Source organism: Lentzea indica, assembly GCF_012184385.1.
GTDB classification, from domain to species: Bacteria; Actinomycetota; Actinomycetes; order Mycobacteriales; family Pseudonocardiaceae; genus Lentzea; species Lentzea indica.
The window spans coordinates 1-26,930 of the sequence record NZ_VSRL01000116.1 but is presented as its reverse complement, the minus strand read 5'-3'; the positions used below and the strand labels follow the sequence as shown (position 1 = coordinate 26,930).

At 68.1% G+C, this 26,930-nt stretch carries 25 protein-coding genes and 1 pseudogene; 13 read left to right on the top strand and 13 right to left on the bottom strand.

The features are described 5' to 3' along the window. The 4 genes and pseudogenes from FXN61_RS27745 to FXN61_RS52820 all read left to right on the top strand — a co-directional run. Positions 1-717, top strand: a 717-nt coding sequence (locus FXN61_RS27745) for a tetratricopeptide repeat protein (RefSeq protein WP_167976965.1), incomplete at its 5' end; no start/stop codon positions are given. A gap of 350 nt (positions 718-1,067) precedes the next feature. Continuing rightward, positions 1,068-1,754 (top strand): annotated as a pseudogene (locus tag FXN61_RS52830) (AfsR/SARP family transcriptional regulator); the annotation flags it as partial. A gap of 103 nt (positions 1,755-1,857) precedes the next feature. Continuing rightward, positions 1,858-2,577: an NB-ARC domain-containing protein gene (locus FXN61_RS52825; RefSeq protein ID WP_312878035.1), complete on the top strand. Its 720-nt coding sequence runs from the start codon at positions 1,858-1,860 to the stop codon at positions 2,575-2,577. Further along, on the top strand, positions 2,565-4,247 hold the full coding sequence (locus tag FXN61_RS52820; protein ID WP_312878034.1) for a tetratricopeptide repeat protein: 1,683 nt from the start codon (positions 2,565-2,567) through the stop codon (positions 4,245-4,247). Before FXN61_RS52825 ends, FXN61_RS52820 begins: the two co-directional genes overlap by 13 nt. Here FXN61_RS52820 and FXN61_RS27735 read toward each other — a convergent pair. Next, positions 4,244-4,696, bottom strand: coding sequence for a hypothetical protein (locus FXN61_RS27735; RefSeq protein ID WP_167976964.1), 453 nt, complete (start codon positions 4,694-4,696; stop codon positions 4,244-4,246). The two genes, FXN61_RS52820 and FXN61_RS27735, sit on opposite strands and share 4 nt — an antisense overlap. A gap of 156 nt (positions 4,697-4,852) precedes the next feature. Between FXN61_RS27735 and FXN61_RS27730 the strand changes: the two genes are divergently transcribed. The 5 genes from FXN61_RS27730 (at position 4,853) to FXN61_RS27710 (ending at position 9,957) form a co-directional block, all read left to right on the top strand. Continuing rightward, positions 4,853-5,725, top strand: coding sequence for a DUF4394 domain-containing protein (locus FXN61_RS27730; protein ID WP_167976963.1), 873 nt, complete (start codon positions 4,853-4,855; stop codon positions 5,723-5,725). Positions 5,726-5,806: 81 nt separating this feature from the next. Next, positions 5,807-6,673: a DUF4394 domain-containing protein gene (locus tag FXN61_RS27725; protein ID WP_167976962.1), complete on the top strand. Its 867-nt coding sequence runs from the start codon at positions 5,807-5,809 to the stop codon at positions 6,671-6,673. A 191-nt stretch (positions 6,674-6,864) separates the two neighbouring features. Continuing rightward, positions 6,865-7,026 carry a hypothetical protein gene (locus tag FXN61_RS27720; protein WP_167976961.1) on the top strand — a complete coding sequence of 54 codons (162 nt, stop codon included), beginning with the start codon at positions 6,865-6,867 and terminating at the stop codon, positions 7,024-7,026. After that, entirely contained in the window at positions 7,023-9,155 is a 2,133-nt protein-coding gene (locus FXN61_RS27715) for a TOMM precursor leader peptide-binding protein (RefSeq protein WP_312878033.1), read from the top strand. The genes FXN61_RS27720 and FXN61_RS27715 overlap by 4 nt, the downstream gene beginning before the upstream one ends. A gap of 61 nt (positions 9,156-9,216) precedes the next feature. Continuing rightward, positions 9,217-9,957: a class I SAM-dependent methyltransferase gene (locus FXN61_RS27710; RefSeq protein WP_167976960.1), complete on the top strand. Its 741-nt coding sequence runs from the start codon at positions 9,217-9,219 to the stop codon at positions 9,955-9,957. 7 nt (positions 9,958-9,964) lie between these two features. Here the strand turns inward: FXN61_RS27710 and FXN61_RS27705 are convergent, their stop codons facing one another. Next, positions 9,965-10,537, bottom strand: coding sequence for a dihydrofolate reductase family protein (locus FXN61_RS27705; RefSeq protein WP_167976959.1), 573 nt, complete (start codon positions 10,535-10,537; stop codon positions 9,965-9,967). Continuing rightward, positions 10,530-10,955 (bottom strand): VOC family protein, encoded by a 426-nt coding sequence (locus tag FXN61_RS27700; protein WP_167976958.1) that lies wholly within the window; start codon positions 10,953-10,955, stop codon positions 10,530-10,532. Before FXN61_RS27700 ends, FXN61_RS27705 begins: the two co-directional genes overlap by 8 nt. Before the next feature lie 91 nt (positions 10,956-11,046). Between FXN61_RS27700 and FXN61_RS27695 the strand changes: the two genes are divergently transcribed. Together FXN61_RS27695 and FXN61_RS27690 are read left to right on the top strand one after the other, a co-directional pair. Further along, positions 11,047-12,204 (top strand): helix-turn-helix transcriptional regulator, encoded by a 1,158-nt coding sequence (locus FXN61_RS27695; RefSeq protein ID WP_167976957.1) that lies wholly within the window; start codon positions 11,047-11,049, stop codon positions 12,202-12,204. Further along, on the top strand, positions 12,201-12,686 hold the full coding sequence (locus FXN61_RS27690; RefSeq protein ID WP_167976956.1) for an NUDIX hydrolase: 486 nt from the start codon (positions 12,201-12,203) through the stop codon (positions 12,684-12,686). Before FXN61_RS27695 ends, FXN61_RS27690 begins: the two co-directional genes overlap by 4 nt. 123 nt (positions 12,687-12,809) lie before the next feature. On the opposite strand, the gene FXN61_RS27685 is transcribed toward FXN61_RS27690, so the two are convergent. The 3 genes from FXN61_RS27685 to FXN61_RS27675 form a co-directional block, all read right to left on the bottom strand. Next, positions 12,810-13,448: a toll/interleukin-1 receptor domain-containing protein gene (locus FXN61_RS27685; protein WP_167976955.1), complete on the bottom strand. Its 639-nt coding sequence runs from the start codon at positions 13,446-13,448 to the stop codon at positions 12,810-12,812. After that, a complete protein-coding gene (locus FXN61_RS27680) occupies positions 13,445-14,956 on the bottom strand; it encodes an AbeC-like domain-containing protein (RefSeq protein ID WP_167976954.1) in 1,512 nt (503 codons plus the stop codon). Before FXN61_RS27680 ends, FXN61_RS27685 begins: the two co-directional genes overlap by 4 nt. A gap of 1,225 nt (positions 14,957-16,181) precedes the next feature. After that, on the bottom strand, positions 16,182-16,907 hold the full coding sequence (locus FXN61_RS27675) for a helix-turn-helix domain-containing protein (RefSeq protein WP_167976953.1): 726 nt from the start codon (positions 16,905-16,907) through the stop codon (positions 16,182-16,184). A gap of 63 nt (positions 16,908-16,970) precedes the next feature. On the opposite strand from FXN61_RS27675, the gene FXN61_RS27670 reads away from it, so the two are divergent. Next, positions 16,971-17,351, top strand: a complete 381-nt coding sequence (locus FXN61_RS27670) for a VOC family protein (RefSeq protein WP_167976952.1) — start codon at positions 16,971-16,973, stop codon at positions 17,349-17,351. Between the two features lie 225 nt (positions 17,352-17,576). Here FXN61_RS27670 and FXN61_RS52815 read toward each other — a convergent pair whose 3' ends face one another. From FXN61_RS52815 to FXN61_RS27640, 7 genes are all read right to left on the bottom strand, one after another. Then, positions 17,577-17,795 carry a substrate-binding domain-containing protein gene (locus FXN61_RS52815; protein ID WP_312878032.1) on the bottom strand — a complete coding sequence of 73 codons (219 nt, stop codon included), beginning with the start codon at positions 17,793-17,795 and terminating at the stop codon, positions 17,577-17,579. Between the two features lie 142 nt (positions 17,796-17,937). Continuing rightward, positions 17,938-18,414, bottom strand: coding sequence for a type 1 periplasmic-binding domain-containing protein (locus FXN61_RS52810; RefSeq protein ID WP_312878031.1), 477 nt, complete (start codon positions 18,412-18,414; stop codon positions 17,938-17,940). Then, positions 18,411-20,867, bottom strand: a complete 2,457-nt coding sequence (locus FXN61_RS27660) for a glycoside hydrolase family 2 protein (protein WP_167976951.1) — start codon at positions 20,865-20,867, stop codon at positions 18,411-18,413. Before FXN61_RS27660 ends, FXN61_RS52810 begins: the two co-directional genes overlap by 4 nt. Then, positions 20,864-21,634 (bottom strand): ABC transporter ATP-binding protein, encoded by a 771-nt coding sequence (locus FXN61_RS27655; protein ID WP_167976950.1) that lies wholly within the window; start codon positions 21,632-21,634, stop codon positions 20,864-20,866. The genes FXN61_RS27660 and FXN61_RS27655 overlap by 4 nt, the downstream gene beginning before the upstream one ends. Next, positions 21,631-23,400, bottom strand: coding sequence for a dipeptide/oligopeptide/nickel ABC transporter permease/ATP-binding protein (locus FXN61_RS27650; RefSeq protein WP_167976949.1), 1,770 nt, complete (start codon positions 23,398-23,400; stop codon positions 21,631-21,633). The genes FXN61_RS27655 and FXN61_RS27650 overlap by 4 nt, the downstream gene beginning before the upstream one ends. Beyond that, positions 23,397-24,395 (bottom strand): ABC transporter permease, encoded by a 999-nt coding sequence (locus FXN61_RS27645; RefSeq protein WP_167976948.1) that lies wholly within the window; start codon positions 24,393-24,395, stop codon positions 23,397-23,399. The genes FXN61_RS27650 and FXN61_RS27645 overlap by 4 nt, the downstream gene beginning before the upstream one ends. A 2-nt stretch (positions 24,396-24,397) precedes the next feature. Then, positions 24,398-26,062, bottom strand: coding sequence for an ABC transporter substrate-binding protein (locus tag FXN61_RS27640; protein ID WP_167976947.1), 1,665 nt, complete (start codon positions 26,060-26,062; stop codon positions 24,398-24,400). A gap of 136 nt (positions 26,063-26,198) precedes the next feature. On the opposite strand from FXN61_RS27640, the gene FXN61_RS27635 reads away from it, so the two are divergent. Beyond that, the coding region (locus FXN61_RS27635; protein WP_167976946.1) for an ROK family transcriptional regulator at positions 26,199-26,930 on the top strand (732 nt) is incomplete at its 3' end.

Genomic DNA, 26,930 nt, shown 5'->3' with positions numbered 1-26,930 from the left:
CACGCCGAGCTGGCCGTGTGGCAGGCCGCCGCCGACGCCGCCGATCACCTGCCCGACCCCGCCGCCCGCATAGTCGCCTACCGGCGCCTCGGCCAGGCCCTCGCCGAACTGGGGCGGCACGAGGACGGGATCGACCACCTGAACCGGGCCCTCGCCCTGGCCGAACGCCACCACGACCCAGCGGAACAAGCCCACACCCATCGTGCCCACGCGTGGGCCTGGGAGCAGCGGGCGGACGACCTGAAGGCCCTGGAGCACGCCCGCCACGCCTTGACCCACTACCGCACCCTCGACCAACCGGTGTGGGAAGCCCTCGCGCTCAACGCGGTGGGCTGGTACGCGGCCCGCGTCGGCGACTACGACACCGCCCGCGAGCACTGCGAGGCCGCTCTCGCCCTGTACCGCCGGCACCACCACGACGCCGACAGCGAGGCGGGAGCCCTGGACAGCCTCGGTTTCATCGACCACCACACCGGCCGGCACAGTCAGGCGATCCACCACTACGGCCAGGCTCTCGACCTGTACCGCGTCGTCGGCAACACCACCGAGGTCGCCCGCACCCTCGACAACCTCGGCCACCCGCACGCCGCCCTCTGCCACCACGACCAGGCACGCACGGCCTGGCAGGAAGCGCTGGAGCTGTTCAGGGAACAGGGACGAACCGCAGACGTCGAACGGGTACAACGGCAGCTCGACGGCCTCGACGAACACCACTGATCCTCAGATCACGCGTGATCTGAGGATCTCGTTGCTGCGTTGAAGGAAGACCCAGAACCGGCATTCCAACGGACGCACACAAGGCGCCTTTCGATCCTCACTCGCTGGACCGGCCGGCCCAGTGTTCGACTTGTTCGACAGGTGAACGTGAAGATGTGAATTCTTCCCCGGCTGGCATTTCCGCCCCCTGTTGTCCGCATGCCTAGGATTAGGGGAGTGGCCGACGAATTGAATGACAGTTCGCCATCTGGAGAACCCGAGAGAACGACTGCGGCATTTGCCGTTCGAGTCGCATTGGGAGCAGTTCAGTGCTCTGATCGGCTGGGCAGTCCGGCTCCTGTCGCGGTGCGATGAGATCGGTGCGGATTCAGGTGCTGGGTTCGATGCGGGCGTGGCACGACCGCGAGGAGCTCGAACTCGGCCCTCCCGGACGGCGAGCCGTGCTGGGACTTCTCGTGCTCGCCGAGGGCGAGCCCGTGACCACCGGCACCCTGGTCGACGCGCTGTGGGGTGACCGGCCACCGCCGAGTGCCGTGAACGTGCTGCAGACCTACGTCAAACACCTGCGCCGGCGGCTGGAGCCCGGCCGCTCGGCGCGCTCCACCAGTGAGATCCTGCCCTTCGCGAACGGCGGCTACGCGCTGAACCCGGATGCCGTGGACGTCGATCTGGTGGCCTTCCACCACCTCGTCGCCGAGGCGAACGACGCCTATCGCAACGACGACTGGGAAAAGACCGCGGCAGGGCTGGGCAGGGCGCTCGGGTTGTGGCACGGCCCGCCCTTCGCGGATCTTCCCGTGCTCGCCGCACATCCGAAGGTCGTGTCGCTGGTCGCGAAGCACCGGGAAGCGCTTGCCCGCCACGGTGACGCGATGATCGCGATCGGGTCCGCGGCGGACGTGCTCGCCGACATCGCCCAAGCAGCGGCAGACCAGCCGCTGGACGAACCCGCGCAGGCTCGCCTGATCCGCGCGTACCACGCCGTCGGACGCCGTGCCCAGGCGTTCCAGACCTACCACGAGGTGCGGGACCGGCTCGTCGAGGAGCTCGGCATCGACCCCGGGCCGGAACTTCGCGCGGCACACGCGACACTGCTGCACGACAACGACTACGGCGGCACCAGAGGTGGTACCGCCGCGCGTGCCCAGACCCGTGCCGCGGGTGCCCAGGCAGCTGCCGGCGCAGCCCGCGGGGTTCACCGGCCGGACCGCGCATCTGTCCACATTGGACGGTCTGGTGCCGGAGGAAGGACGCTCGGGCGGTGCGGTGACGATCGCCGCGATCTCCGGCACCGCGGGAGTAGGCAAGACGGCACTGGCTGTGCAGTGGGCGCACCGCGTTGGGGACCGGTTCCCCGACGGGCAGCTCTACGCGAACCTGCGAGGCCACACCAGGGGCGGGCCGACACCGCCGATCGAGGTGCTCACCCAGTTCCTGTCCGCGCTGGAGGTTCCCGCCGAGCGCGTGCCGGTCGACCTGGACGCGGCGTCGGCGATGTTCCGCACCCTGACGACGGACCGGAGAATGCTGGTACTGCTGGACAACGCCGCCGACCCGGACCAGGTCCGGCCACTGCTGCCGGCGGGATCGGCATGTCTGGTGGTGGTGACCTGCCGCGACCGGCTGACCGGCCTGGTCGCCTCGCACGGTGCCCGTCAGGTCAGCCTCGACGTGCTGAGCCCCGCGGACGCCCTGGAGCTGCTGGCGAGCGTGCTCGGTCCCGAGCGTGTCCGCGCCGAACCGGTGGCGGCCGCGGACTTCGCCCAGCTGTGCGCCCACCTGCCGCTCGCGTTGCGGATCGCGGCCGCCAACCTCGCCGACCATCCCGCCGCGGGATCGACGACCACGTGGCCGAACTGAGGAAAGGCAACCTGCTGACCGCCCTCGCGGTGCCGGGCGATGAGCACACCGCGGTGCGAACCGCCTTCGAGCTCTCCTACGCCGCGTTGCCCGCGCGGGCGCAACGGTTGTTCCGCCTGCTGAGCCTCGTGCCGGGAACCGACACCGGTGCGGAGGCGGTCGCGGCGCTCATCGGCGAGGAGCCGGAGCAGGCCACTCGGTTGCTGGATCGGCTCGCCGGTGTGCACCTCGTCGAGTTCCACGCACCCGGCCGCTACAGCTTTCACGACCTGCTCCGGCTGTACGCGGCCGAGCAGGCGTCCAGCCAGGAGACGGAGGAAGACCGGGAGTCCGCCCTTCAGCGCCTGTACGACTGGTACCTGCGGGCGGTCGACATCGCGGCCCGGCTGCTCTACCCGCACATGCTGCGACTGCCGGTACCGGAGCTCGGCGCACGGGCACCGGCCGGCGTCACCGGTCCGGCCGAGGCCGCGAACTGGCTCGACTCCGAACGTGCCAATCTCGTCGCGGCGGTCAGGAGCGCGGCGCGAGGCGGGCCACGAGCCATGGCGTGGCTGCTCTCCGACGCTCTCCGCGGCTACTTCTGGATGTGCACACGCCGGATCGACTGGCTGGCCACGGCGCGAGCGGCACTGGCCGCGGCCGAGGAGTCCGGCGAGCCCCGCGCGCGGGCAGCTGCCCGGCTGAGCCTGGCCGACCTGTACTACCGGCAGGGCGGCTACCAGGAGGCGGTCCGGCACTACACCCACGCGCAACTGCTTGCGCGGCGAGCGGAGTGGGCTGAGGCCCAGGCCGCCGTGCTGGGCAACCTCGGGGGTGTCTACTGGCAGTCCGGGCGGCTCGCCGCCGCCGCGGCGCGTTTCGACCGGTGCCTGGTGCTGAGCCGGCGCATCGGCCAGCCGGCTGGCGAGGCCGTCGCATTGGGCAATCTGGGCCTCGTCCACTGGGAGATGGGCCGGCTGGAGCAGGCGGCCGAGCACTACACCCTGGCGCTGGGCCGGTATCGGGAGATCGGGTCGCGCTACGGCGAAGCGCTCAACCTCGGCAACTTCGGCCAGACACAGCGCGCCCGCGGGCTGGCCGTCGAAGCGGCCGAGCTGCTCACCCGTGCGCTCGCCCTCCATCACGAGGGCGGTAACCGCAGTGGTGAGGCCCTGGCGCGCGGCAGGCTGGCCGCGGCGTACAGCGACCTCGGCCGCGTGGCCGAAGCACTCGAGCACGCCCGCACCGGCCTCGTCCTGGCGCAGGAGACGGGCGATCCCCGTACCGAGGTGGAAGCGCTCGCCACGCTCGCCGCCGTGGACCACCGGCTCGGTCATCGGGCGGACGCGATCCGGCACTACCGTCAGGCACTCGATCTCGTCCGCAACATCGGCGACCGGTATCCCGAGATCGACATCCTCATCGGCCTCGCCACCGTCACCGCGGACCTCGGTCAGGCGAGGCAAGCCCTGGCTCACGCGGAGAGCGCGGGTTACCTTGCGCTGCAAGGCCAGGCGATGACCGCACTCGCCGGCATCCTGATGGCGTCGGGCAATCCACGGGACGGCACCGATCACGCGCTCCGTGCGCTCGCCATCCACAGGGAGACTGGTCATCGCCACGCCGAGGCGGCCACCCTCGCTCTGCTGCGGCGGGCCGGAGTTAGTGGCGTGAGCCCACACCACTAGGCCTGAATGACATCCCCGATTCCCTTGCGCAGGACGTCGCTGGTGCCGTCCGGCCGGACGAGGATGGCGCCCCACGGGTTCACGCTTCCCTGCGTGCCGGCCGCGTTCTTGCAGGAGAGTTCGGCCATGTTGAACGCCTCTCTGGCCCCGTTGCCGTCCGGCGCGTCTTTGTCCGACTCCTCCATGTTGGCCACCCAGACGCACGTGCTGCTGTACTCCTCGTGCGTTACCACGTGCGTGATGTCGGTGATCGTTCCTTCCTCCACGCACCAGGTGACCCGGTAGGTGTAGCTCCACAGGCCGGGATCGGTCAGATGCACCGGCACGGACGTCAGAACCGGCGTCGAGCACTTCTTCTCCTCGGCCCCGGCCGCCGTGCCCGTGGTGAGCGACATCCCCGCAACGAACGCCACCACTGCTCCCGTGACCATCACCCCGTTGATCCTCATTGCGCCCCCTCGAATTCGTGTGCTCCCAATGTGGTGCCTGCTCAGGGGTGCCCGCAAGAGGCAGCCGCGGCAGGTCCAACCGACGTCCAATCGACGTCCAGTCCGGCCGCATAGCTTGTGCCGCAAGGTGTTTCCACGGGGAAATGGGTGAGTCTGATGAACGCACGAATCAAGCGGGGTGTCACCGCCGCGGCGGTGGTCGCGTCGGTGGTGGCCGCCACCGTCGCGGGGAGCGGCAGCAGCAGCGCTGCTCCGGCCGCGGGTCTGCGCGCCTTCGGGATCTCGGCCGACGGCACGTTGATGGCGACGTTCACCACCGATCGGCCGCAGGTGCTGGACTGGGTGAGACAGATCCAGGGCTTCGTGGGCGACACGGTGGCGATCGGCACGGACTTCCGGGTCCAGGACGGCCTGATGTACCTGGTGGGCAACAAGGGTGGCATCTACACCGTCAGGCTCCCGAGCCCGCCCTCGTACCCCGACCCGGTCATCACGAAGGTCTCGCAGCTGACGGTCGCGTTGCACGGGACGAACTTCGGCGTCGACTTCAACCCGGCGGCCGATCGGCTGCGGGTGACCAGCGACACCGGCCAGAACCTGCGCCACGACCTCAACACGCACACCACCGTCACGGACACGACTCTCTCCACCCCGCCGACGCCAGGAGCGACCAAGGGCGTCACCGCGGCGGCGTACACGAACAACGACCTGGATCCCAGCACCGCGACCACGCTGTTCGACATCGGCACGATGACCGACCAGGTGCTGATCCAGTCACCGGCCAACAACGGGACCCTGGCGCCGACCGGCAGTCTCACGGTGGATGCCGGCAGCAACGCGGGTTTCGACATCTTCAGCACGTTGAGTGGCGGTAAGGCGGTTTCGGTGATGGGGTTCGCGACCCTGGTCGGGCCGAACGGCACGTCGTCGTTGTACAGCGTGAACCTGTTGAACGGTACGGCGACCAGCATCGGGCAGTTCCCGCTGGCGATCACCGACCTGGCCATCTCGCTGACCGGGAACTACTGATCTCGCCGCTGTCGTCCAGTCGACGTCCAGACCTGTCGAATAGCTTCTGCCGCAAGGACTTTCGCACAGGGGAGTGGGCAGATGAGGGCGCGGATCAAGAGAAGTGTCGCTGCGGCGGCCGTGGTCGTGTCGGTGGCTGCGGCCGTCGCGAGTGGCGGTGGGAGCAGTGCTGCTCAGCCGTCCGGCCTGAGGGCGTTCGGAATTTCGGCTGACGGCACGTTGATGGCGACGTTCACCACCGATCGGCCGCAGGTGCTGGACTGGGTGAGACAGATCCAGGGCTTCACGGGCGACACGGTGGCGATCGGCCTGGACTTCCGGGTTCAGGACGGCCTGATGTACCTGGTGGGCAACAAGGGTGGCATCTACACCGTCAAGCTCCCGAACCTGCCCTCGCAGCCCGACCCGGTCATCACGAAGGTCTCGCAGCTGACGGTCGCGTTGTACGGGACGAACTTCGGCGTCGACTTCAACCCGGCGGCCGATCGGCTGCGGGTGGTCAGCGACACCGGCCAGAACCTCCGGCACAACCTCGGCGACCACACCACGACGGAGGACGCCGTCCTGTCCACCCCACCCGCTCTCGGGCCGACCAGGGGTGTCACGGCCGCGGCGTACACGAACAACGACCTGAACCAGGACACCGCGACCACGTTGTTCGACATCGGCACGGGCACCGACGAAATGCTCATCCAGTCGCCGGCGAACAACGGCCTGTTGTCCGCCACCGGCAAGTTCACGGTGGATGGCGGCAGCAACGCGGGTTTCGACATCTTCAGCACGTTGAGTGGCGGTAAGGCGGTGTCGGCGGCAGGGTTCGCCACTCTGGTCGCGCCGAACGGCACGTCGTCGTTGTACAGCGTGAACCTGTTGAACGGCACGGCGACCAGCATCGGGCAGTTCCCGTTGGCGATGACCGACCTGGCCATCTCGCTGACCGGAAGCTGACACTTCCCCAGCAAGTTTCGGAAACAACGGCGTACCGCCATCCGGCGGTACGCCGTTGTCGTGTGCGAATCCTGTCAGGCCGGACCGGTCACAGGTGACCGGTTCGTGACCTGTTCGAGGTGATCATGCCGATGCACGATGAGAAGCGTTCCACGTGGTTGTGAATCAGAGTGCACAAAGGGGAGGTTGTCATGAAGGAATTCACGGCTGAGCTCGAGCAGTTCTTCGACATCACGCCGAGCGGGCGGACCGGCCTGATGATCGACACGTTCGACGGCGCCGGCTTCGGCGGCGACGCACGTGACTGCTTCACAACCGGCTGCACCCGCGGCGATCACTCCGCCCAGGCGTGACGTCGCGACACATCGGGTTCAAGCGGCACCTGCGTGCCGAGGTGGTACCGGGCGACGCGGTGTACGTGTTCTCTGAAGAGAACACCACCGCGTTGCGCGGCCCCCACGTAGCGGCATTCGCTCCGCTGCTCGACGGCAGCCGGGATCTCGCCGCGTTGTGCCGTGAGCTCGACGCCTCGCCCGAACACACCGCCGGTCTGCTGACGGAGCTCGCGGAGGCGGGGCTCGTCGGCCTGCGCACGTCCGGCTCCGCCTACTGGGACGCCTTGGGCGTCGAACCCGTTGGAACGCCTGACGTCGAGGTGATCTGCCTCGGTGTCGACGCTGACCTGCCCTCGATCGCCGAGGGCGACGGCTCACTGACCGTCGTCCTGGTCTCCGACTACCTGGTCGACGGTCTGTCCGAAGTGGACGAGAAGCTTCGTGCTTCCGGTCGCCCGTGGCTGCTGGCCAAGCCGGTCGGCGCCAAGGTGTGCATCGGCCCGTTCTTCACGCCGGGCTCAGGACCCTGCTACCACTGCCTTTCTCATCGGCTCTGGGCGAACCGGCCCGCGGAAGCCCACGTGCGTTCCGCCCTCGGCCTTCCGGGCGCGGTACCCCGGTCTCCTGTGGTTTTCGAGCCCCTGCAGGCCGTCGCGCTGAACCTGGTCGCCCTGGAGGCGGCCAAGTGGGTCGCGGGCCACCGCTACGACGGTCAGCAATCCGTGTGGATGTTCGACAGCCGCGACCTGACGGGCAGGCGGCACTCCGTCTCCGCCCGTCCGCAGTGCCGTTCCTGCGGCAACCCGTCCTTGGTGAGCGAGCAGGCCTGGCGCCCCGTGAAGCTGTCCTCGCGACCCAAGGCGCACACGTCGGGTGGTGGACACCGTTCCTCGACGCCAGAAGAGGTTCTGTCCGCCTACCGTCACCTGGTGAGCCCGGTGACCGGTGTGGTGAAGGACGTCGTCCGCGACGACCGTGGCCCGGCGTTCTTCAACGCCTTCCGTTCCGGACCGAACCTCGCACTCGGCAACCGCGGCGCGGCCCGCCTCCGTTCCGCCTTGCGTTCCCAGAACGGCGGCAAGGGTGTCACCGCCTTGGACGCGGAGGTGGGCGCGTTGTGCGAGGCACTGGAACGGCACAGCGCTCACGCCGACGGCGACGAGGCGCGCGTACGCGGCAGCTACCGTTCGCTTGGCGCACAGGCGATCCATCCCGACACGGTTCACCTGTACGACCCGCGTCAGTTCGAGGATCGCTCGTCCTGGAACGCCGCACACTCGGTCTTCCAGTACGTCTGCGCCCCGTTCGACGACGACGCTGAGATCGACTGGACGCCGGTGTGGTCGCTGACGCGCAGCGAACACCGTTTGCTGCCAACAGGTCTCCTCTACTTCAACCACGAGGCGGACGATCGGCTCGCGGCCGACTCGAACGGCAACGCGGCAGGGTCCTCGCTGGAAGACGCTGTCCTGCAAGGAATGCTGGAGCTCGTCGAACGCGATGCTGCCGCTCTGTGGTGGTACAACCGGACTTCGCAGCTCCCTGTCGACCTGGGCGGGGATCCGTGGATCGAGTCGTTCCGGTCCGTGCACGCCGGACTCGGTCGCGAGGTGTGGGCGCTCGACCTGACGTCCGACATCGGCGTGCCTGTCGTGGTGGCGTTGTCCAGGCGGGTCTCCGGCGAACGCGAGGACATCATGATGGGCTTCGGCGCTCACCTCGATCCGGTTCTGGCGTTGCGTCGCGCGCTGACCGAGGTGAACCAGATGATGCCCGCCATTCTGGAGGGCGACGGATGGGACGACCCCGACTTCCGGCATTGGCTTTCCACCGCCACCGTGTCGAACCAGCCCTACCTGCTGCCCTCGGGGTCTCCGGTTCATCACTCGTACGCCTCTTCCGGTGATCTGTTGAGCGATGTGCTGGATGTACAGGCGCGGCTGGAGAAGGCGGGTCTGGAGGTGTTCGTGCTCGACCAGACTCGGCCTGACATCGGGCTACCTGTGGTGAAGGTGGTCGTGCCCGGGCTGCGCGGTTTCTGGGCCCGGTACGCACCAGGGCGGCTGTTCGACGTGCCGGTTCGGCTCGGCAGGCTCGCTTTCCCCACCCCGTGTTCGGAGCTGAACCCGATCCCGATGTTCCTCTGACGTCCGCCGGTCTGGGGCATGATCTTCCCGTGGAAGGGGAGGTGTCCCAGTGGATTCCAGCATGAAGCGGAACCGGATCGCATGGGAAGCGGCGTCGGAGAAGTACGTCGTCGAGCACGAGGAAGTGCTTGACCAAGCCAGGAAGGAGTCGTCGCTGGTCGAGTGTGAACTCGAACTGCTGCGCCCGCTGCTGGCGGCCTCACCTGCCGTTGTGCACCTGCAGAGCGGGAACGGCTTGGACGACCTCGCACTGGCCGCGGAGGGCGCCCGGTCCGTCGTCGGGGTCGACTTCAGTGCGGTCGCCGCCACCGCGGCCCAACGCAGGGCGGACGAGCTGGGCGTCAACTGCCGGTACGTGGTCGCCGCGCTGCCGGGCGCTCCGTTGCAGGACGGCTGCGCCGACCTGGTCTACACCGGCAAGGGCGCGTTGATCTGGATGCCGGACCTCAACGCCTGGGCCGCGGACGTCGCTCGGCTGGTGCGGCCGGGCGGACACCTGTTCGTGCACGAGGCGCATCCGATGGTGCCGTTGTGGACGTGGGACGAGGACGCGCCCAGGATCCGGCCGGATCGCGGGTATTTCGAGCGCTCGCACGTCAACGACAGCTACCCCGGCAACGGTGCGGTGGAGTGGCAGGCGACGCTGGGCGAGATCATCACTGCGGTGCTCGGCGCCGGCCTGGAGCTGCTGCACGTGGCCGAGCACGCGGAGCCGTTCTGGCGGTGGGACGGTCTCGACGCGGCGGCGTGGCGGGGACAGCTGCCGAACACGTTCACGTTGCTGGCCCGCAAGCGGTCCTGATCCCTTCTCAATGGACTATGCGGTAACGCAGATGTGTGACGTCGCGGCCTTCGAGCCGGCGAACGAGCTCCAGTTCGACGTGGCCGTGCCCGGTCGGCTCGAACAGCCGCCGTCCGCCGTCCAGCAGCACCGGGACGAGGTGCAGTTCGAGTTCGTCGAGCTGGCCGGCTGCCAGCAACGCCTGCGCCGCACCCGCGCCGTGGACCAGCACGGCTCGATCTCCCGCTGCTTCCCGGGCCTCGTTGGCACACGCGTTGACGTCGGTGTAGTACTTCACGCTGCCCGGTGGCTCGTCGGCCGGGTCGATGTTGTGCGTGAGCACGTGGATCGGCACTCCGTCGTGGTGGTCGCCTTGCCATCGACCGGCCAGCTCGTACGTGCGGCGCCCGGATATCACGGCGCCGGTCGACACGGCCTCCGCGTACACCTGCCCGTTGATCCCCTCGGACATCCGGTCGTCGAGCCAGTTGAACAGCCGCCCTCCGTTGCGGCCGAGCTCCTGGCCCGTCCGGTCGTCCGGCCCGGCGATGTACCCGTCGACCGACATGGACATGTAAAGCCGCAGAGGCGTCCTACCCATTCTCATTCCCCTTCTCTGGCCAGTCGGCGGCGGTGATGCCGTCGGTGTGGCCTGCGGGCCACTGGACGAGTTCGATCCGGCGACCGTCCGGGTCGGTGATGAACGTCGTCTTCATGCCGTCATCGGTTTCCTGCCCTGGGGCGTCCGGCTCGATCCCGTGGCCGGCCAGCCTGTCGAGCGTGTCGGCCATCGACTCGACCTGCACGACGAAGTGACTCACGTCGGTGCCACGGTCTACCGGGTTGCCGTCGTGAACCAGCTCGACGGTGACGAACTCGTCGTCGGGGAGCTTGATCATGGTCAGATGCCCGATCGGCGCCTCGGGCACGCTGCCGACGACCTCGTAGCCGACAGCCGTGTAGAACGCCAGCGACCGCCCGAGATCGGTCACCCGCAATCCGACGTGCAACGTTCTCATTCCCGGTACCTCCATTGCCTGCGGCGATCATGCTGCGACCTGGGTTCTCGCGGCCATCCCCACATTTCTGGGGGGTCGGCTAGGTTGAGGCATGGCCACCGCCCAGCCAGTGCACGACCGGCTCCGCGACACCATCTCGCGGCTGGTCCACCGCGGGCTCGGTGTGGAGGACTACTGGCGCGCGGTGAGCGATGCGCTCGATGGCGCGGTGCCGTCGGAGGGCTCCTGCCTGATGACGATGGACCCGGCCACCATGCTGCCGACCGCGGAGTTCGTCGAGAACGGGATGCCCGCGGACGCGATCAGCCGGCTCGTCGAGATCGAGCTGCGCGAACCCGACTACACCAAGTGGGTCGACATGGCGCGCGCGGGCAGAACCGCAGCGAGCCTCAGCGACGTCACAGCGGGCGAGCTCGACCTCAGCCGTCGTCACCGGGAGGTCCGGCGCCTTGAGGGTTACTCCGACGAACTCCGAGTCGTCCTGTCCAGCAGCACCGGCACCTGGGGCGCGCTCACCGTGTTCCGCGAGAAGGACCGCCCGTACTTCTCGCCCGCCGAGGTCCGGCTCGTCACATCGCTGACCGGTTTGATCTCGGACGGACTGCGCCGGTCGCTGCTGCTGGACGACGCCTGCGCCGACCGCCACGACGCCGGAATGCTCGTCCTGGGTCCCGATGACGGCGTCGACCTCGCCAATCAGGTGGCCGAGAAATGGATCGACGAACTCGGCGTCGGCACAAGAGCAGGCACAACGCTCCCACTGGTGATCCGTGCGGTCGCCAAGCAGGCCCGTGCCATCGGCGGCCGGGAGGAGGGGCAAGAAGCCGGCATTGGGTTGGCCAGAGCGCGTGTGCGCACCAAGGCAGGGCGTTGGGTGATAGTCCGGGCATCCCTGCTGGGCGAAGGCACGACGGCACCGGTCGCGGTGCTGCTCGAAGCAGCTCGTCCGGCAGAGATGGCACCACTGCTGGCCGACGTGTACGGCCTGACCCTCCAGGAACGACGGGTCACCGAACGTGTAGCGCAAGGCCTGCCGACCAGACAGATCGCCAACCAGCTCCGGATGTCGACCTACACCGTCCAGGACCACCTGAAGTCGATCTTCTCCAAGACTGGCGCAGGCTCCCGCGGAGACCTCATCGCCCGCCTGTTCTTCGATCAGCGCGCCATGCAACTCACCGCTCCGCCGGCAATTCCAGACGAGTTGCCTGGCGTTCGGCAACGGCCCGTCTCTGACGTCCTCTCGTGACTCCGCTTCCGATCCGTGACCGCGCAGGCAACGCGTTGGTGGGGTTTCGTGTCGTCACCGACGTCGAGTTGGAGCGCCTGGACGATCGGGTGGCCGTTCCGGCGGCCCTGGTCGTGGTCGAGCACGCGGGCGCCGTACTCATGATGTTCGACAGTTGGCGAAGGCAGTGGGAACTCCCGGGAGGAACACGCGAGCCGGGCGAGACGTCGCGTCAGGCCGCGGTCCGGGAGTTGCGCGAGGAGACCGGCATCCACGGAGTGGAACCAGACGGCGTTGCGGTGGCCGAGTTCGATCTCACCAACCCGGACCGTCACGAACTCCTCGCCGTCTACCGGGTCCGGCTCCAGGCCGCGCCCCGCCTGCTGGTCAACGACGAGGCGCTCGACTTCCTGTGGTGGCCGCCGTCGAACCCCGTCGGTGAGGACATGAACCCGCTCGACGCCGAGATCGCCAGACGCGTCATCCCCTCCTCGACCGAGTGAAACGACCAGGCCCGCACAAACGTGACGAGCGTTCGAACGCGCGCTCATGCCTGTGGTCGCTCGTGGCCGCGTGGTCGAGCGATGTCTGCCTGCGGCAGCTACGCGTCGAGCAGTTGGCACCTGTCAGTGGTCCGGTTGTTGACTCTCCGTCGTCAGCTCCGGTAAGAGTTCGGCGAGTTCGTCGATCAGCCGTCTGATGTCGCGACGACTGTTGCGGTGATGGATGCGAAGATATTGACCACGCACCAGTTGCGCGATGTCCTCCGGAAGATCTCCGGGTCGAGGCAGGTCAGTGTTGAGCAGAATGGGAATTACGCGAACCCCGTGCCGCAACGCTTCTGCGATCTCCTGGCGGACCCAGTCATCCGGATCGTCGAGCCGACGGATCCCCCTGCTGTCCGCGGCCTTCAACCATCGCGGTCCGATCAGGACCAGCAGTGCCGTGGACCGGCGTACCGCCGAGAGAATGGCGTCGGCGAAGTCCTCGCCGAGGCTGATGGACTTGGAGGCTCGGAACACTCTCGCCGAACCGAACCTGGCGGAAAGCTCGTGGTCGACCAAAGCGGCACCGAACGGCTCGTCCTCGTTGCGGTAGTTGAGGAAGATTCGAACGCCGGTCATAGCTGATGGCGGCTCCGCCGGACGCGGGCGGTCTCGGGCAACGTCGCCGGGCCTGACCGCTGCGTTGTCGCCGATCGCCGAGCCTTCGATCCGCATGTGCCCGCCAGTCTGGATGATGCCGCTGTTGGTCACCTCGTTCACGGGCGGCCCCTTCTCCCGGAGCGGTCCTTCTTCCCACGGCGCGAGCGGTCCACCGAACCGCCCGTGCCGATCGCGCTGTCCCGGATGCCCATGGTCCCGCCGAACTGCATGACGCCGGTGTTGAGCACGGTGAGCGCGCGCTCGGCGTACTCGGCCGTGTCGACGTCGTGGGCGGCGAGGAAGTCGAACGTGGCGGCGATCAGCCGACGTTCCAGGATCTTCCAGTACTTGACCACGTCTCGGGACTGGAAGTAGTTGTCGGGCACGTACATGTCCCGGTTCTCGCGCCGGACCTGAGGCAGCGTCATCGCGCCCAGCTCCCGGATGCTGGTGCGGGCACCGAAGTCGTAGTCGGCCGCAGGGACCCGGAGGGCCGCGCTGAGGATCGCGCGCATCGCGTCGCGGCCTGCACGCAGCACACCGAACGGTGCGCCGACGACCAGACGGGGCAACGTGGTCAGAGCCTGGCCGACGGCGTCCAACCGTGCACCAGGCTCGGTTCTGCGCGGGTCCCGCAGCAACTGGTACCCGGCCTGGGTCGGCGGCAACATCCACGCCGAGAACTCCAGGTAGAGCGTTCGTCCCTGCACCGCCACGTGGACGAACACCGTTGTGACCACCTCGCCGTCCCAGGACCGGACCTGGCAGGTCAGGTAGTGCCGCGCCGCGGTGGTCGGGTCCGCGATGATGCCGGACACCGCGGACGGGTCCATGGTGTGTGTCAGGCTCCCCGCTCCCTCCGCAGCCTGGAACACGTGGTCCTGAACGGTCAGGCCGGGCAGCACCAGCCGGGGTTCGGACTCGATCGACAGCATGCTGAGCTGTTTCCGCAGGTGGGCGATCAGATCCTCAACCTTGAACAGCAGCTCACCGTTCTCCTCTGTGACCGCTCGGACCGGCGCCTGCCGTTGTCGGCCGGCCTCCGCGAACCACGGCGGTTGGCCGGCCCGGACCATCCGCAGGGCGAACGACCACGTTCGCAGTTCCTGTCCTGCGCCGACGAACGGGGAAAGGCCCGAGTACATCGTGACGTTTCCGGCCTGGCGCTCGGCGAAGGTCGCCAGCCTGCGCCGGCGCAGCCCAAGGGGCCAGCGGTTGCCCCGCGCCAACTGCTCCAGGGCCAGCTGCCGTTGCAGCGCCTCCATTGCCACGACGGCGAACATCAGAAGCACAAGCAGGACGATCGCGGTGTCGGACGGCGGATCCAGTTCACCCAGACCGAACCAGGGCTGTGGAATGTCGCCGGTAATCAGGATCACCTGCGACAGCTGCGTCAGGATTTCAAGCGTGGCGGGCAACGCGGATGTCAGGACCCAGACGAACAACGTGGAGAATCCGGCGTAGGCGAGGACGGCCTGCGCCCGTGCGGACACCCGGCGCTCGCGGTCGAGGCCAATGACGACCCGGCTCAGCCAGGCCAGGTATGTCACCAGCGCCCAGAGGATCAGCAGTAGGACCACGCCCAGGGTGTTCAGGGTGCCGGTCAGCAGAGACAGCGCCAAACACACGCACAGGAGAACATCTCGGACCACGGCCCAATCACGGGCGCGCCGACAGTGCAGAAGCACGGGAATTGCGTCGAAACCGTACGACGGTGCCAACGCACGCCTATCCTCGGAATAGACCTCGCGGAGTACTCGCGCCCGAAACTTGCGGTCGAGATAGGCGCCAGTGCACAGGCTGCGCGTTGCCGACGTCATCGTGCCCCCGTGTTCATGGCACGCCATATGATCATCGGGTGAGCGTCCCGCAAGACAATCGACTTCCGGTCACACATCGACGCCTTGAGATTCTCGAGCTGCGGCAGCCATCCGAACGCGTAACCCGCCGGCTGCGCCACGCGCCGCACCGAGAACCCGCGCTCGCTCCGGACTCGTCTCGATCGCCCGCCAAACCATCGTCGCGCCAGGTCGACCGTCTCGGGACACGGCTCAGTCATGCGTTTTCCCTATCGTCCTATCGCCGGGAAAGTCAGAGGAAGAGCGCACGATAGCGGGCACCAACTTCCGGCGATAGGGGGAATCACGCGAGTTCGGCGTTCGTGATCGGTCGCGGCTATGGGCGTCGAGCCGCTCAACGTGCTGAATCAGCCGTTCGTGGACAGATACGACCTGACGAACTTCGCAGTAACCCCAACTACTTCCCGTTGGCTACCTATATGACCCTGCACTGGGAATATGGTGCATAGAGTTGTTTAATGAGCGCTTAACGCGCTCACCTTTGCCCTTGACCTGTATTTGACCACTTTCTAGTTTTGTGGACAAATCAAGATCAGGTGGTGGCTACGGGCGCCATCGCAGACCCCGCGGCGGGTGTGGATCCCATTGGCTGGTGAGAGAAGCTGGACGGGCTGATGGCGTGGGTGGCTCGTTGCGCGGCTGCCGAGACGCGCCCGCCCACATCGATCGGCTGCGCCGCCAGAACCAGATCTCGAGCGCGATGCGCGGCGTCCATCGCAGCGCCAAAGTTGACCACCAACTCGAACACAACCGCCATCCAGCACCTGCCTTCGCACGATCACCCGTACCCCGCAGTCCACCGCGAGACGACCTTCCCCATGCGTGCGCCGATGAAGCGACGTGTCCTGAGCGTCCACGTCCGCTCATGCCGCTGTCAGGGTGTGATCGGCGTTCTCCACAGTGGACGATCGACCGAGCGTCCAACGTGCGGTCATGCCGAGATGCGAGTTTCGTGCCCTGGGTAAGGCCGAGGGCGGCTCGACGACTGGTGGGGTCAGCTGGGTTGCCAGCGTGATGGAGACATGCCGAGTTCGGTTCGGAAGGCGGCGCTGAATGCGCTGGGCGTGGTGTAACCCACCCGTAGTGCGACGTCGGCGACTGGCAGCCCCCCGGCGAGGTGTGCCACCGCGTCCAGCATCCGCCTGCGCCGCCGCCACTGTCCGATGCTCATCCCGGTCTCGGCCAGGAACAGCCGCTCCAGGGTGCGCCTGCCGACACCCACCCGCCGGCACACGGCAGCGACATCCAGGTCTGTGACCAGCTCTGTCGCGGCCATCGCCCTCGTGTCGACCGGTGCCGGCAGCAGCAGTGCCGCGTCTGCCGGCAGCTCGACGAGCAGATCTTGCAGCACCGCGACCAGCCGGGCATGCCGGGGCTCATCCAGGCTCATCGGCGCGTGCTCCACCAAATGCACCACCAGCTCGCGCAGCAACGGCGGCACGTCGAGCACCCGGCAACCGGCCGGCAGCAGCCGCGCCCGCTCGCCTGCGTAGAGAATGCGCAGCGCGCTGCGGTGCACCACCCGCAGTCTGTGCGCGACGCCCGCCGGCACCCACAGCGCGCGGTGCCGAGGCAGCGTCCATCGACCCTCGGCGGTATCCACGACCAGCACACCGGACACGGCGTAGATCAACTGATGCCAGCCCGCCGCCTGCGGCGGGATCAGCGGTCCCGACGGATGGGTAACCGCATACCCCCGCAAGTCCGGCTCGCGACGCATACGCGACAGAATTAGCCGCATATGCGACTGCGCGCAACCCGCCACGACTTCTACCGTGCTGACATGAACGAACTTTCACACATCGCGATCAACGTGGACGACCTACCGATGGCCCGACGCTTCTACCGGGACACCTTCGGCTGGGACTTCACGCCCTGGGGACCGCCCGGCTTCTACCGGATCGAGGCGGGCGCGCCGGGCGGGCCCGGGGTCACCGCCGCATTGCAACAGCGACGCGACCTGCTGCCGGACCGGCCGACCACAGGATTCGAATGCACCATCGCGGTGGCCGACGTGGCCGCCACCCGGACAGCGGCCCTCGCGGCGGGCGGCCAGGTACTGATGGAGACCGCCACGATCGCCGGGGTCGGGCACCTCGTCTGGCTCGCCGACCCGTCCGGCAACGTCGTGGGGGCCATGACCTACGACCCCGCCGCCCACTGACATCCCGACACACCGAATTCGGAACCAGCGGCCGTCTGACCGACAGATGCGGGACTGGAGAGTGTGCCTTGTCGACGCTGTCACCCGCAGAAACGGATGGCCGGCATGGCGTGGTCTTGGTGAGCGGGACGGATGTCGGCAAACATCAGCTTCCCGTCCAGCCCCTCGAACGCACTCTTCTGCCGCTGAGGGACCCTTCAACGGACAGGACGTCAGGCAGCTTGCTCAGAGGGCCGGCGCCGTGGTCCCGCGCGGCACGTAGCGGGCGGTGGGGGACCACCGCGGCGTCACGGGGACGCCGTCGATGAGTTCAAGCACCGACTCCGCCACCGACACGCCGAACTGGTGGACGTCGACGCTCATCGTGGTGAGCGCGGGGGAGGCCAGGCGGCACAGCGTCGAGTCGTCCCACGCCACGAGGCTGAGCTGGGCCGGCACGGCCACGCCGAGTGAAGGCGGCCGCGGCCCAGACCCGCCACGGCCATCACGTCGTTGTCGTAGAGGATCGCGGTCGGTGGTTCCGGTCCGGTCAGCAGCCCGGTGGTCAGCTTGGCGCCCGCCTCCTCCGAGTAGTCGCCCTCGACGATCACGGGCTCGACACCGGCCTCCGCGCAGCCCGAGAGCAGCGCCGCGGTGCGGGCCCGCGTGTGCTGCAAGGCTGGGGCCCGGTGATTCTGGCGATCCGGCGGTGGCCCAGGTCGAGCAGGTGGCCGAGGGCTTCGGTGACCGGGCCCGCGTGGTCGGTGCGGACCTCGGGCAGGTCTGGATCGTCGCCGACGACGACGGCGGGCAGGGCGAGTGCCCTGAGCACGGCCGGACGGGGGTCGTCGGCCGTCGGATTGACTACGACGACCGCGTCCACCAGGCCGCGGGCGGCCCAGCGGCGGTAGGCGGCGATCTCGGCCTCGTGGTTCGCCACGACGTGCAGCAGCACCGAGAGGTCGCGCTCGGCCAGCCGTTCCTCGATGCCGGCGATGAACTCCATGAAGAACGGCTCCACGCCGAGCAGTCGCGCGGGCCGGGCCAGCACCAGCCCGACCGCGCCCGTCAGCGAGCTGGTCACTCGGGCACCGCGCAGAGGTCGTTGGCACAGCGCAGAACCAGCGGATCGGTGAAGGCCGCCGGGTCGACGACGGCGTCCGTGCGGATGTGGAACACGCGGACCTCTCCGGCGAGCATCGGCACGAGCATGTCGTCCACGACGGCGTCCGGCGCGACCCGGTCCGCCAGGATCGCCACGTCCTGGGCGAACGACTCGGCGCGTACCTCGACCTCGTAGCCGCCGTCCACGGCTTCTGCCTGGGCGACAAGGGGACGCGGGGCGTACGACAGCTCGAAGTCCGGCCGGAACGGCAGGATCGCGCGGGCGTCGGCGGTGGTCGCCACCATCACCTCCGCGTCGTCGTTCACCGGCTGCTGCAGCGCTTCGTCCAGGTCCAGCACAACGACTGACCGGGGCGGCACCGTCCGGCGGAGTCTAGTCAAATGCAGCGTGACACCCCGGAACGTCTGCCGATCCAGGGTGAGGTGCGCGTCCCACGGCTCGTCGTGGTCGTTCACGGCGATCAGCACGAAGCGGCCGTCACGTGGCTGGAAGGTCAGGATCCGCGGCGCGAACGCGTGCCGCAGCCCATACCACAGCGGCTTCAGGCGTTCCTCGCTGTCGATCGCCGCCCAGGACGTGACCGGCCAGCAGTCGTTGAGCTGCCAGACGACCGCGCCCGCCGTGCGCGGCCACCACGAGCGGAAGTGCTCGATGCCGAAGCCGACCGCGCGGGCCTGGTTGAGCTGCGCCGCCCAGTGCCAGTCTGGGAAGCTCTTCGGGACCGGCAGGTGCGCGGCCAGGCCGCGGTCGAGCTTTCCGTTGCCGTCCTCGGCTTTCTGGTGCGTGAGGAAGCTCGGCGACGCCGGGGTCAGCGGCTGGTCGTGGATCCACCGGGTGAGCGTGGCCCAGGCCGGAGGGCCCTGGAACCCGAACTCCGAGCAGAACCGCGGCACGTGGTCGCGGTAGTGCGTGTAGTCGACCTCGTTCCAGACCTGCCAGTCGTGCCGCGTGCCGTGGTTCTCGTCGTTCGGATGCAGACCGGGAACCGGGCTGTACGGGCTGCTGGGGCAGTAGAAACGGGTCGGGTCGAGCTCGGCGACGATCTTCGGCAGCAGCTCGGTGTAGTGGCCCAGACCCCAGGTCCGGCCTTCCAGCTGCCAGGGCCAGCCCCAGTCGGCGAACCCCCAGAGGTTCTCGTTGCCGCCGTTCCACAGCGCCAGCGAGGCGTGCGGCATCAGGCGGGCGACGTTCTCGCGTGCCTCGGCCTCGAGTTCACCGCGCACCGGCTCTTCCTCTGGATAGGCGGCGCACGCGAGCGGAAAGTCCTGCCACACAAGGACACCGCGTTCGTCGCACACGTCGTAGAAGTCATCGGACTCGTAGATTCCGCCACCCCACACGCGCAGCAGGTTGACGTGCGCGGCTACGGCCTGATCGACGCGCTGGGCCAGCCGGTCGCGCGTGATCCGGGTGAGGAAGTGGTCGTCGGGAATCCAGTTGGCGCCCTTGACGAAGACGGGCTTGTCGTTGACGACGACGGTGAACGGCGTGCCGATCTCGTCCGGTGTCGTGTCGACGGTGATCGTGCGGAACCCGATGCGGCGCGTAGTCCTGTCGATCGTGGCCGACTGCCCGCGCAGCACGACTTCCAGGTCGTAGAGCGGTTGCGAACCGTATCCTGTCGGCCACCACAGTTCGACATCGGGGACGTCGACACGGGCGACCACAGTTTCTTGTCCGGCAGGGACGACGACGGTGTGCTCGCACGAGCCGACGGCGATCTGCAGCGTCAGGCTTTCCCGCGAAGCGGCGGTCCACTCGACGTCGGTGTGGAGTTCGACGTGGCCGGTCCCGTCAGGGGAGACGGTCACGACCGGGCGAACCTGGGCGAGCCGGGCGGTGTGCCAGCGTTCCAGCCGGACCGGCCGCCAGATGCCCGCGGTCTGCAGGTCCGGTCCCCAGTCCCAGCCGAAGCTGCACGCCATCTTGCGGATCATGTTGAACGGATGCGCGTTGACGTGGGCCCGCGGGCCGAGTGCCGCCTCGACCTTTTCGGCGTGCGCCAGCGCGGAGGAGAACGACACCGTGAGGTCGTTGCCGCCGTCGACCAGGAACTGCCGCACGTCGAAGCGGTAGCTCCGGTGCATGTTCGCGGTGTGCCCGAGCACGTGGCCGTTGAGCTCCACGGTGGCGATGGTGTCCAGCCCGTCGAACACGAGGTCCACCCGCTGGCCCGGCGTGACCGCGGCGGCCAGGAACGTGGTGCTGTAGTGCCAGTCCGCGCGGTGCATCCAGGTCAGCTCGGTCTCGGCCTGGTCGAGGAACGGGTCGGTGATCAGCCCGGATGCCAGCAGGTCGAGGTGGGTGCTGCCGGGCACGGCCGCGGGCACCGTTCTGCCCCTGATGTTGTCCGGCACCTCGTTCGTGGTCGCGGCCAGCTGCCAGCCGTCGTGCAGGTACTGGCGGATCAAGACGGTCCTCCCCTGGAGAAACGGGCGCTGGAGAAACGGGTTTCGGGATCGGGAGCGGCGGCGGCCAGCCGGCGGGTGTACGGATCTTCCGGGCGCGTCAGCACGTCGTCGCTGTCCCCGCGCTCGACGATCCGGCCACGGTGCATCACCAGGACCTCGTCGGAGAAGTGCCGTGCGGTGGCCAGGTCGTGTGTGATGTACAGGACCGCGAGGTTCTCCTCGCGCTGCAGCCGGGCGAGGAGTTTGAGCACTCCCAGGCGGATCGAGACGTCCAACATGGACACCGGCTCGTCGGCGACGATCACCTTGGCGCCGGGTGCGAGCGCACGAGCGATGGCCACCCGTTGCCGCTGCCCGCCGGACAGCTCGTGCGGCCGCCGGTGCGCGAAGTCCGGGGTGAGGCTGACGCGTTCCAACAAGTGCGGTACCTCAGCACGAGAACGCCCATGCAGTCGCAACGGCCGCGCGAGGTGGTGCTCGACGGTGTGGAACGGGTTGAGCGACGCGAACGGGTCCTGGAAGATCATCTGAACGTGGTCGCGATACTTCCGCTGCGGCACTGGCTCGCCGTCCTGCCCGGTCAGCACGATCTCGCCCGACGTGGGCCTGACCAGGCGGGCGATCATCCTCGCGATCGTCGACTTGCCGGAACCGGACTCGCCGACCAGGGCCACGGTCCTGCCCGGCGTGAGGGTGAACGACACGTCGTCCACCGCGCACAGCTTGTGGAACGTCTTGGTCAGGCCGCGCACTTCCAGCGTGGTCATGGGATCAGCGCTCCTCGCTCGCCGGTCAGGCTGGGGAACGACGCCAGCAGCTGACGCGTGTACGGGTGCTGGGGCCGCAGGTACAGGTCCTCGGCGGTGGAGTACTCGATGACCTCGCCGTCGCGCATCACCGCGATGCGGTCGCTCAGCTCCAGCAGCAACGGCAGGTCGTGCGTGATGAACACGACCGCGAAGCTCAGCTCGTCACGCAACCGCCTGATCTCGTTGAGGATCTCCCGCTGCACCAGGACGTCCAGCGCGGTGGTGGGCTCATCCATGATCATCACCTGCGGATCGAGCAGCAGCGCCGTGGCGATCATGACTCGCTGCCGCATGCCACCGGACAGCTCGTGCGGATAGGAGCCGAGTCGCTCCGGATCAATGCCGACGAGGCGGAAGACCTCCACGCACTGCTGCTCTCGGTCCGAAGTGGACATGTCGGACCGATGGGTGCGTAGCACGTCCTGCAGTTGCGCGCGGACCGGCGTGACCGGGTTCAAGGAGTTCATAGCGCCCTGGAACACCATGGAGAGCTTGACCCAGCGGAACGCCCTGAGCTCTTCCGGTGCCAGTGCCAGGACGTCGATGTCCTCGCCGTCGCGGTCGTGGAACACGACGGACCCCGACGTGACCTCGGCCGGCGGCCGGTGCAGGCGGTTGATCGCATACGCGAGCGTGGTCTTGCCGCAGCCGGATTCCCCGGCCAGACCCAGGATCTCGCCGCGCCGCAACGTCAACGACACGTCCTTGACCGCGTGCACGGGCGTATCGGCCTGATACACGACGTTGAGGTTCTTGACCGTCAGCACGGCGTCCTGTTCGGCAGCGGCGGTTTCCGGCAGAACGGCCACCACGTCACGCTTGCGCCGGGCACGATCGCGCAGCTTCGGGTTGATGATCTCGTCGATGCTGAAGTTGATCAACGCGAGAGCGCCGCCGAACAACGCGATGATCAGCCCTGGCGGAACGAACCACCACCACGCCTCACGTTGCAGCGCGAACCCGTTCTGGGCGTAGTAGAGCATCGTGCCGAGCGTCGACGAGTTGGCCGCGCCCAGTCCGAGGAACGACAGCCCGGCCTCGCTGAGGATCGCCAGGACGACCGCGAACACGAACTGGGACGCCAGGATCGGCAACAGGTTCGGCAGGATCTCCACGCAGATCACCCGCCAGGTCTTCTCACCGGACACGCGCGCCGCGGCCACGTAGTCCCTGTTGCGCAACGACAGCGTCTGCGCCCGCAGCACGCGGGCCGCGGCTGCCCACCCGGTGATCGCCAGCACCAGCGAGATCGTCGCCGTGCCGCGCTGGTCGGGAGGGACGAAGCCGGCGATCACGATGACCAGCGGCAGGCCGGGAATCACCAGCATCACGTTGGAGAACAACGAGAACACCTCGTCGACGACGCCGCCTGCGTACGCGCCCGCGATGCCGAAGACCCCCGACAGCAGGGTCGCCATGATCCCGACGAGCAGGCCGATCTGCAGCGACCCGCGGGTGGAGAGGGCCAGCTGAGCGAGGATGTCCTGGCCGGTGACCGTGGTGCCCAGGACGTGCTCACCGCTGGGTGGGGTTAGTCCGATGTCCCTGATCGTGGCGGGATCACTGGTGAGCAGCGGGCCGATCAGTCCGAACAGGACGATGGCGCCGGCCAGGCCGAGACCGGCGCCCAGCCTGGGGGACCAGCGCGGCAGCAGGCCCCGCCAGCGATTGCGCGATCTCGGTACCTCGGGGGTGACCTCGGTGAGCGGACTGAGGTTGGTCATGCCACCGCGCTCCGATCCCTGGTCCGAGCGTCGATCAAGCCGTACAGCAGGTCGACGACCAGGTTGGCGCCCAGCACCGCGATCGTGATCACCAGGAAGATCCCCTGCATCAACGCGTAGTCGTTGTTCTGCACGGCCTGCAGCAGCTTCGACCCGATGCCGGGATAGGAGAACACCAGCTCGGTGACGATCGACCCGGACACCACGAACCCGAGCGAGATCGCGAACCCCGCGACCGAGGGCAGCACCGCGTTGCGGGCCGCGTACCGGATCATGATCCGGCTGTCCCTCAGTCCCTTCGCCCGCGCGGTCAGCACGTAGTCCTCGGACATCGCCGAGACCATCATGTTGCGCATGCCCAGCAGCCACCCGCCGATCGACGAGATCACGATCGTCAGCGCGGGCAGGATGCCGTGGTAGATCGCCGAGCCGATGAACTCCGCGCTCCAGCCGGGATCCAGGACCACGTCGTAGCCACCGCTGAGCGGGAACCAGCCCAGCCCCGTGGAGAGCAGCGCGACGAGGATGAGAGCGAGCCAGAAGTACGGCACCGCCGACAACACCGTGGTCGCGGGCACCAGCGAGTCGAGCCAGGTGCCGCGTTTCCAGCCGACGACCGCGCCGAGCCCGACCCCGAACAGGAACGACAGCAGCGTCGAGAGACCGACCAGGACGATGGTCCACGGCAGCGAGCCGGCGATCACGTCGGACACCTTCGCCGGGAACGCGCTGACCGACACGCCCAGTTCGCCGCGCAGCAGGTTTCCCAGGTAGGTGACGTACTCGTGGAAGACCGAGTCACGCCCGCCCGTGCCCAGCAGTGTTTCGTAGGCCTGACGGGCGGCGGGATCGACGGTCCCGCCGCGTTGCTGGAGCTTCGCCATCAGGATGTCCACCGGATTGCCCGGCAGCATCCTGGGAATGACGAAGTTCAGCGTCACCGCCGCCCACAGGGCCGCCAGGTAGAAGGCGGCCTTGCGCACGTAGTAGTTCATCGTCATTTCCCGGCGGGCTTGAGCTTCACGTACACCTGCGAGGCGTCAGGCCGCTTCCACACCGCCGGGAACGCGTAGAGGTCGTCCTTGGTGGGCCAGCCGGTGAAGGCCTTGTCGTTGTACTCGTTCGGAATTCCGCCGGTCAGCACCGGGATGTACGGCATGAACTTCTCGAGCTCGACCTGGATGGCGTCGTAGTGCGGCTGCCGCGCGGGGTTGCCCCGGTCGGTCTTCTTCAGCTCGGCCAGCGCCTTGTCCACGGTCGCGTTGCTGAACCGGGAGTAGTTCGGGTAGGCGGACTGCCCGACCGGCGCCGTGGCCGTCGTGGAGAAGAAGTAAGCGTAGGTGTAGTACGGGTCGGGTGCGGGGCCCTGCTCGACGGAGTCGATCAACAGCTCGTACTGGCCGCGGCCGCGCGCGTCGGCCCACTCGTTCCACGACAGCTGCTGCGGGGTGATCTTGACACCGATCTGGAGCAGCTGCTGGCTCAGCGTCTCCAGCGCAGTGATGTAGTCGGTCCAGCCGGCGACCACCTTCACCGTCAACGCGAGTGGCTTCCCGTCCTTGGCGTAGATGCCGTCCGCACCCTTGACGTAGCCCGCGGAGGTGAGCAGTTCGTTGGCCTTGGCGGTGTTCGGGTTCATCGGCGCGATGCGGTCGGTGAGCTTGCCGGACACGAGAGCGGTGTCCCGCGGCAGCAGGGTGAAGCCGGGGGACATCTCGCTGTTGACGTTCTGGAAGGCCAGCGAATTGATCTGGGTGCGGTTCATGCCGTAGTAGATCGCCTTGCGCACGGCGGGATCGGTCTGCGCGCCCTGACACCCCAGCGCAGCGTTGGAGCACGTGTACAACGCGACCTGGTTGAGCGGCAACGTGATCGCCTTGTACCCGGGGTAGTTCTTCTCGATGTCCTTGATGTCCGGGATCGGGCCGGTCTGCCAGTCGATGGACCCGGCCTTGAGCGCGTCCACGCCCGCCTGGTTGCCCGACAGCGACAGGTAACGGATCTGCTTGACAGCGGGCTCACCGCCCCAGTACTTCGGGTTCGCCTTGAGGGTGAACGACTGCGCCTTGAAGTCGCCGAGCACGAACGGGCCCGTGCCGACCGGGTTCGGGCTGACCTCGGTCGCCGGGTTGGCGATGTTCTTCCAGATGTGCTCCGGCATGATCCACATCTGGCCGAGCACCTGCGGACCGTCCATGTAGGCCGGCTCGGGGAACTTGACCACCACGTGCGTGTCGTCGGTCGCGGTGGCCGTGCCCTTGTAGGCGGTCTTGTTCAGCGCCGGGTTCTTGGCGACCATGTCCAGGGTGAACACCACGTCCTTGGCGGTGAACTTCTGGCCGTCGGACCAGGACACGTTGTCCCGCAGGGTGATCGAGAGTTCGGTGCCGTCGGTGTTCCACGTGAACTCGGTGCCGAGCAAGGGCTTCGGTGGCTGGTCGGCGGCGATGTTGAAGAAGAACAGCGGTTCGTTGATGGTGCCCATGCCCTCGATGAAGGTGGGCGAGTACGGGTTGAAGTTGAGCTGGAAGTCGCCGGCCTGGCCGGTGTAGACGACGAGGGTGTCCTTGGCCTGACCGCCGCCACCTGATCCGGAGCACGCCGCTGTGGCCGCGACGACCACCGCCAGACCGAGTGCGAAGAGCCGCTTGCGCAGGAACATCGTTGATCCTCCCCGTGGCTGGGTGGTTCGCGGCGAGGATTCTTCAGATACTAAACAAAGAAAGTCAACGGCTCCGAATGGTTTACTGGTCGCGACTTGTCGATGAGACAAATTCGTCGTTCGACGGAGGAATGCTGTGAGCGGACCGGCGCGGGTGACCCACGCCAGCACCAGGGCGGCCGTGCTGGACCTGATCCGCGCCGCCGGCATGATCAGCCGCGTCGGCCTGGTCAACGCCAGCGGCCTGACCGGCGGGACGATCTCCACGGTCGTGCGCGGCCTGATCGACGAGGGCCTGGTCGCCGAGACCGGGCACGCCGAGTCCACCGGCGGCAAACGCCGGGTCATGCTGCAGCTCGACCACTTCGCGCGCTACGCCGTCGGCGTGCACCTGGACGACGCGCGGATCACCTACGTGCTGACGAACCTCGGCGGGGCGGTCGTGGCCCGCATCTCGCGCGCGGGCAGCGGCACCGACGACGCTTCTGTCGTGGTCGCCAGGATGGCCCGCGAGGTCGACGCCCTGATCGACAGCGTCGGTGTCGAACGCGATCGAATCCTCGGACTGGGACTGGTGTCCGCGCGTCCGTCGGAGCACCACGAGTTCGGTCAGGCGCTCGAGCGGGCGACCGGGTTGCCTGTGGTGCTGGACAACGACGCGACCGCGGCGGCGATCGGCGAGCACTGGTCCGGTGGCGTCGGAGCCACGTCGACGTTCGCCGCGCTGTACATGGGAACGGGCCTCGGCGCCGGGGTGGTGCTCGGCGGGACGACGCACCGGGGCCCGAGCGGCCACGCAGGCGAGATCGGTCACGCCTGCCTGGACGTCGACGGCCCGCGATGCTGGTGCGGCGCAAGGGGATGCCTG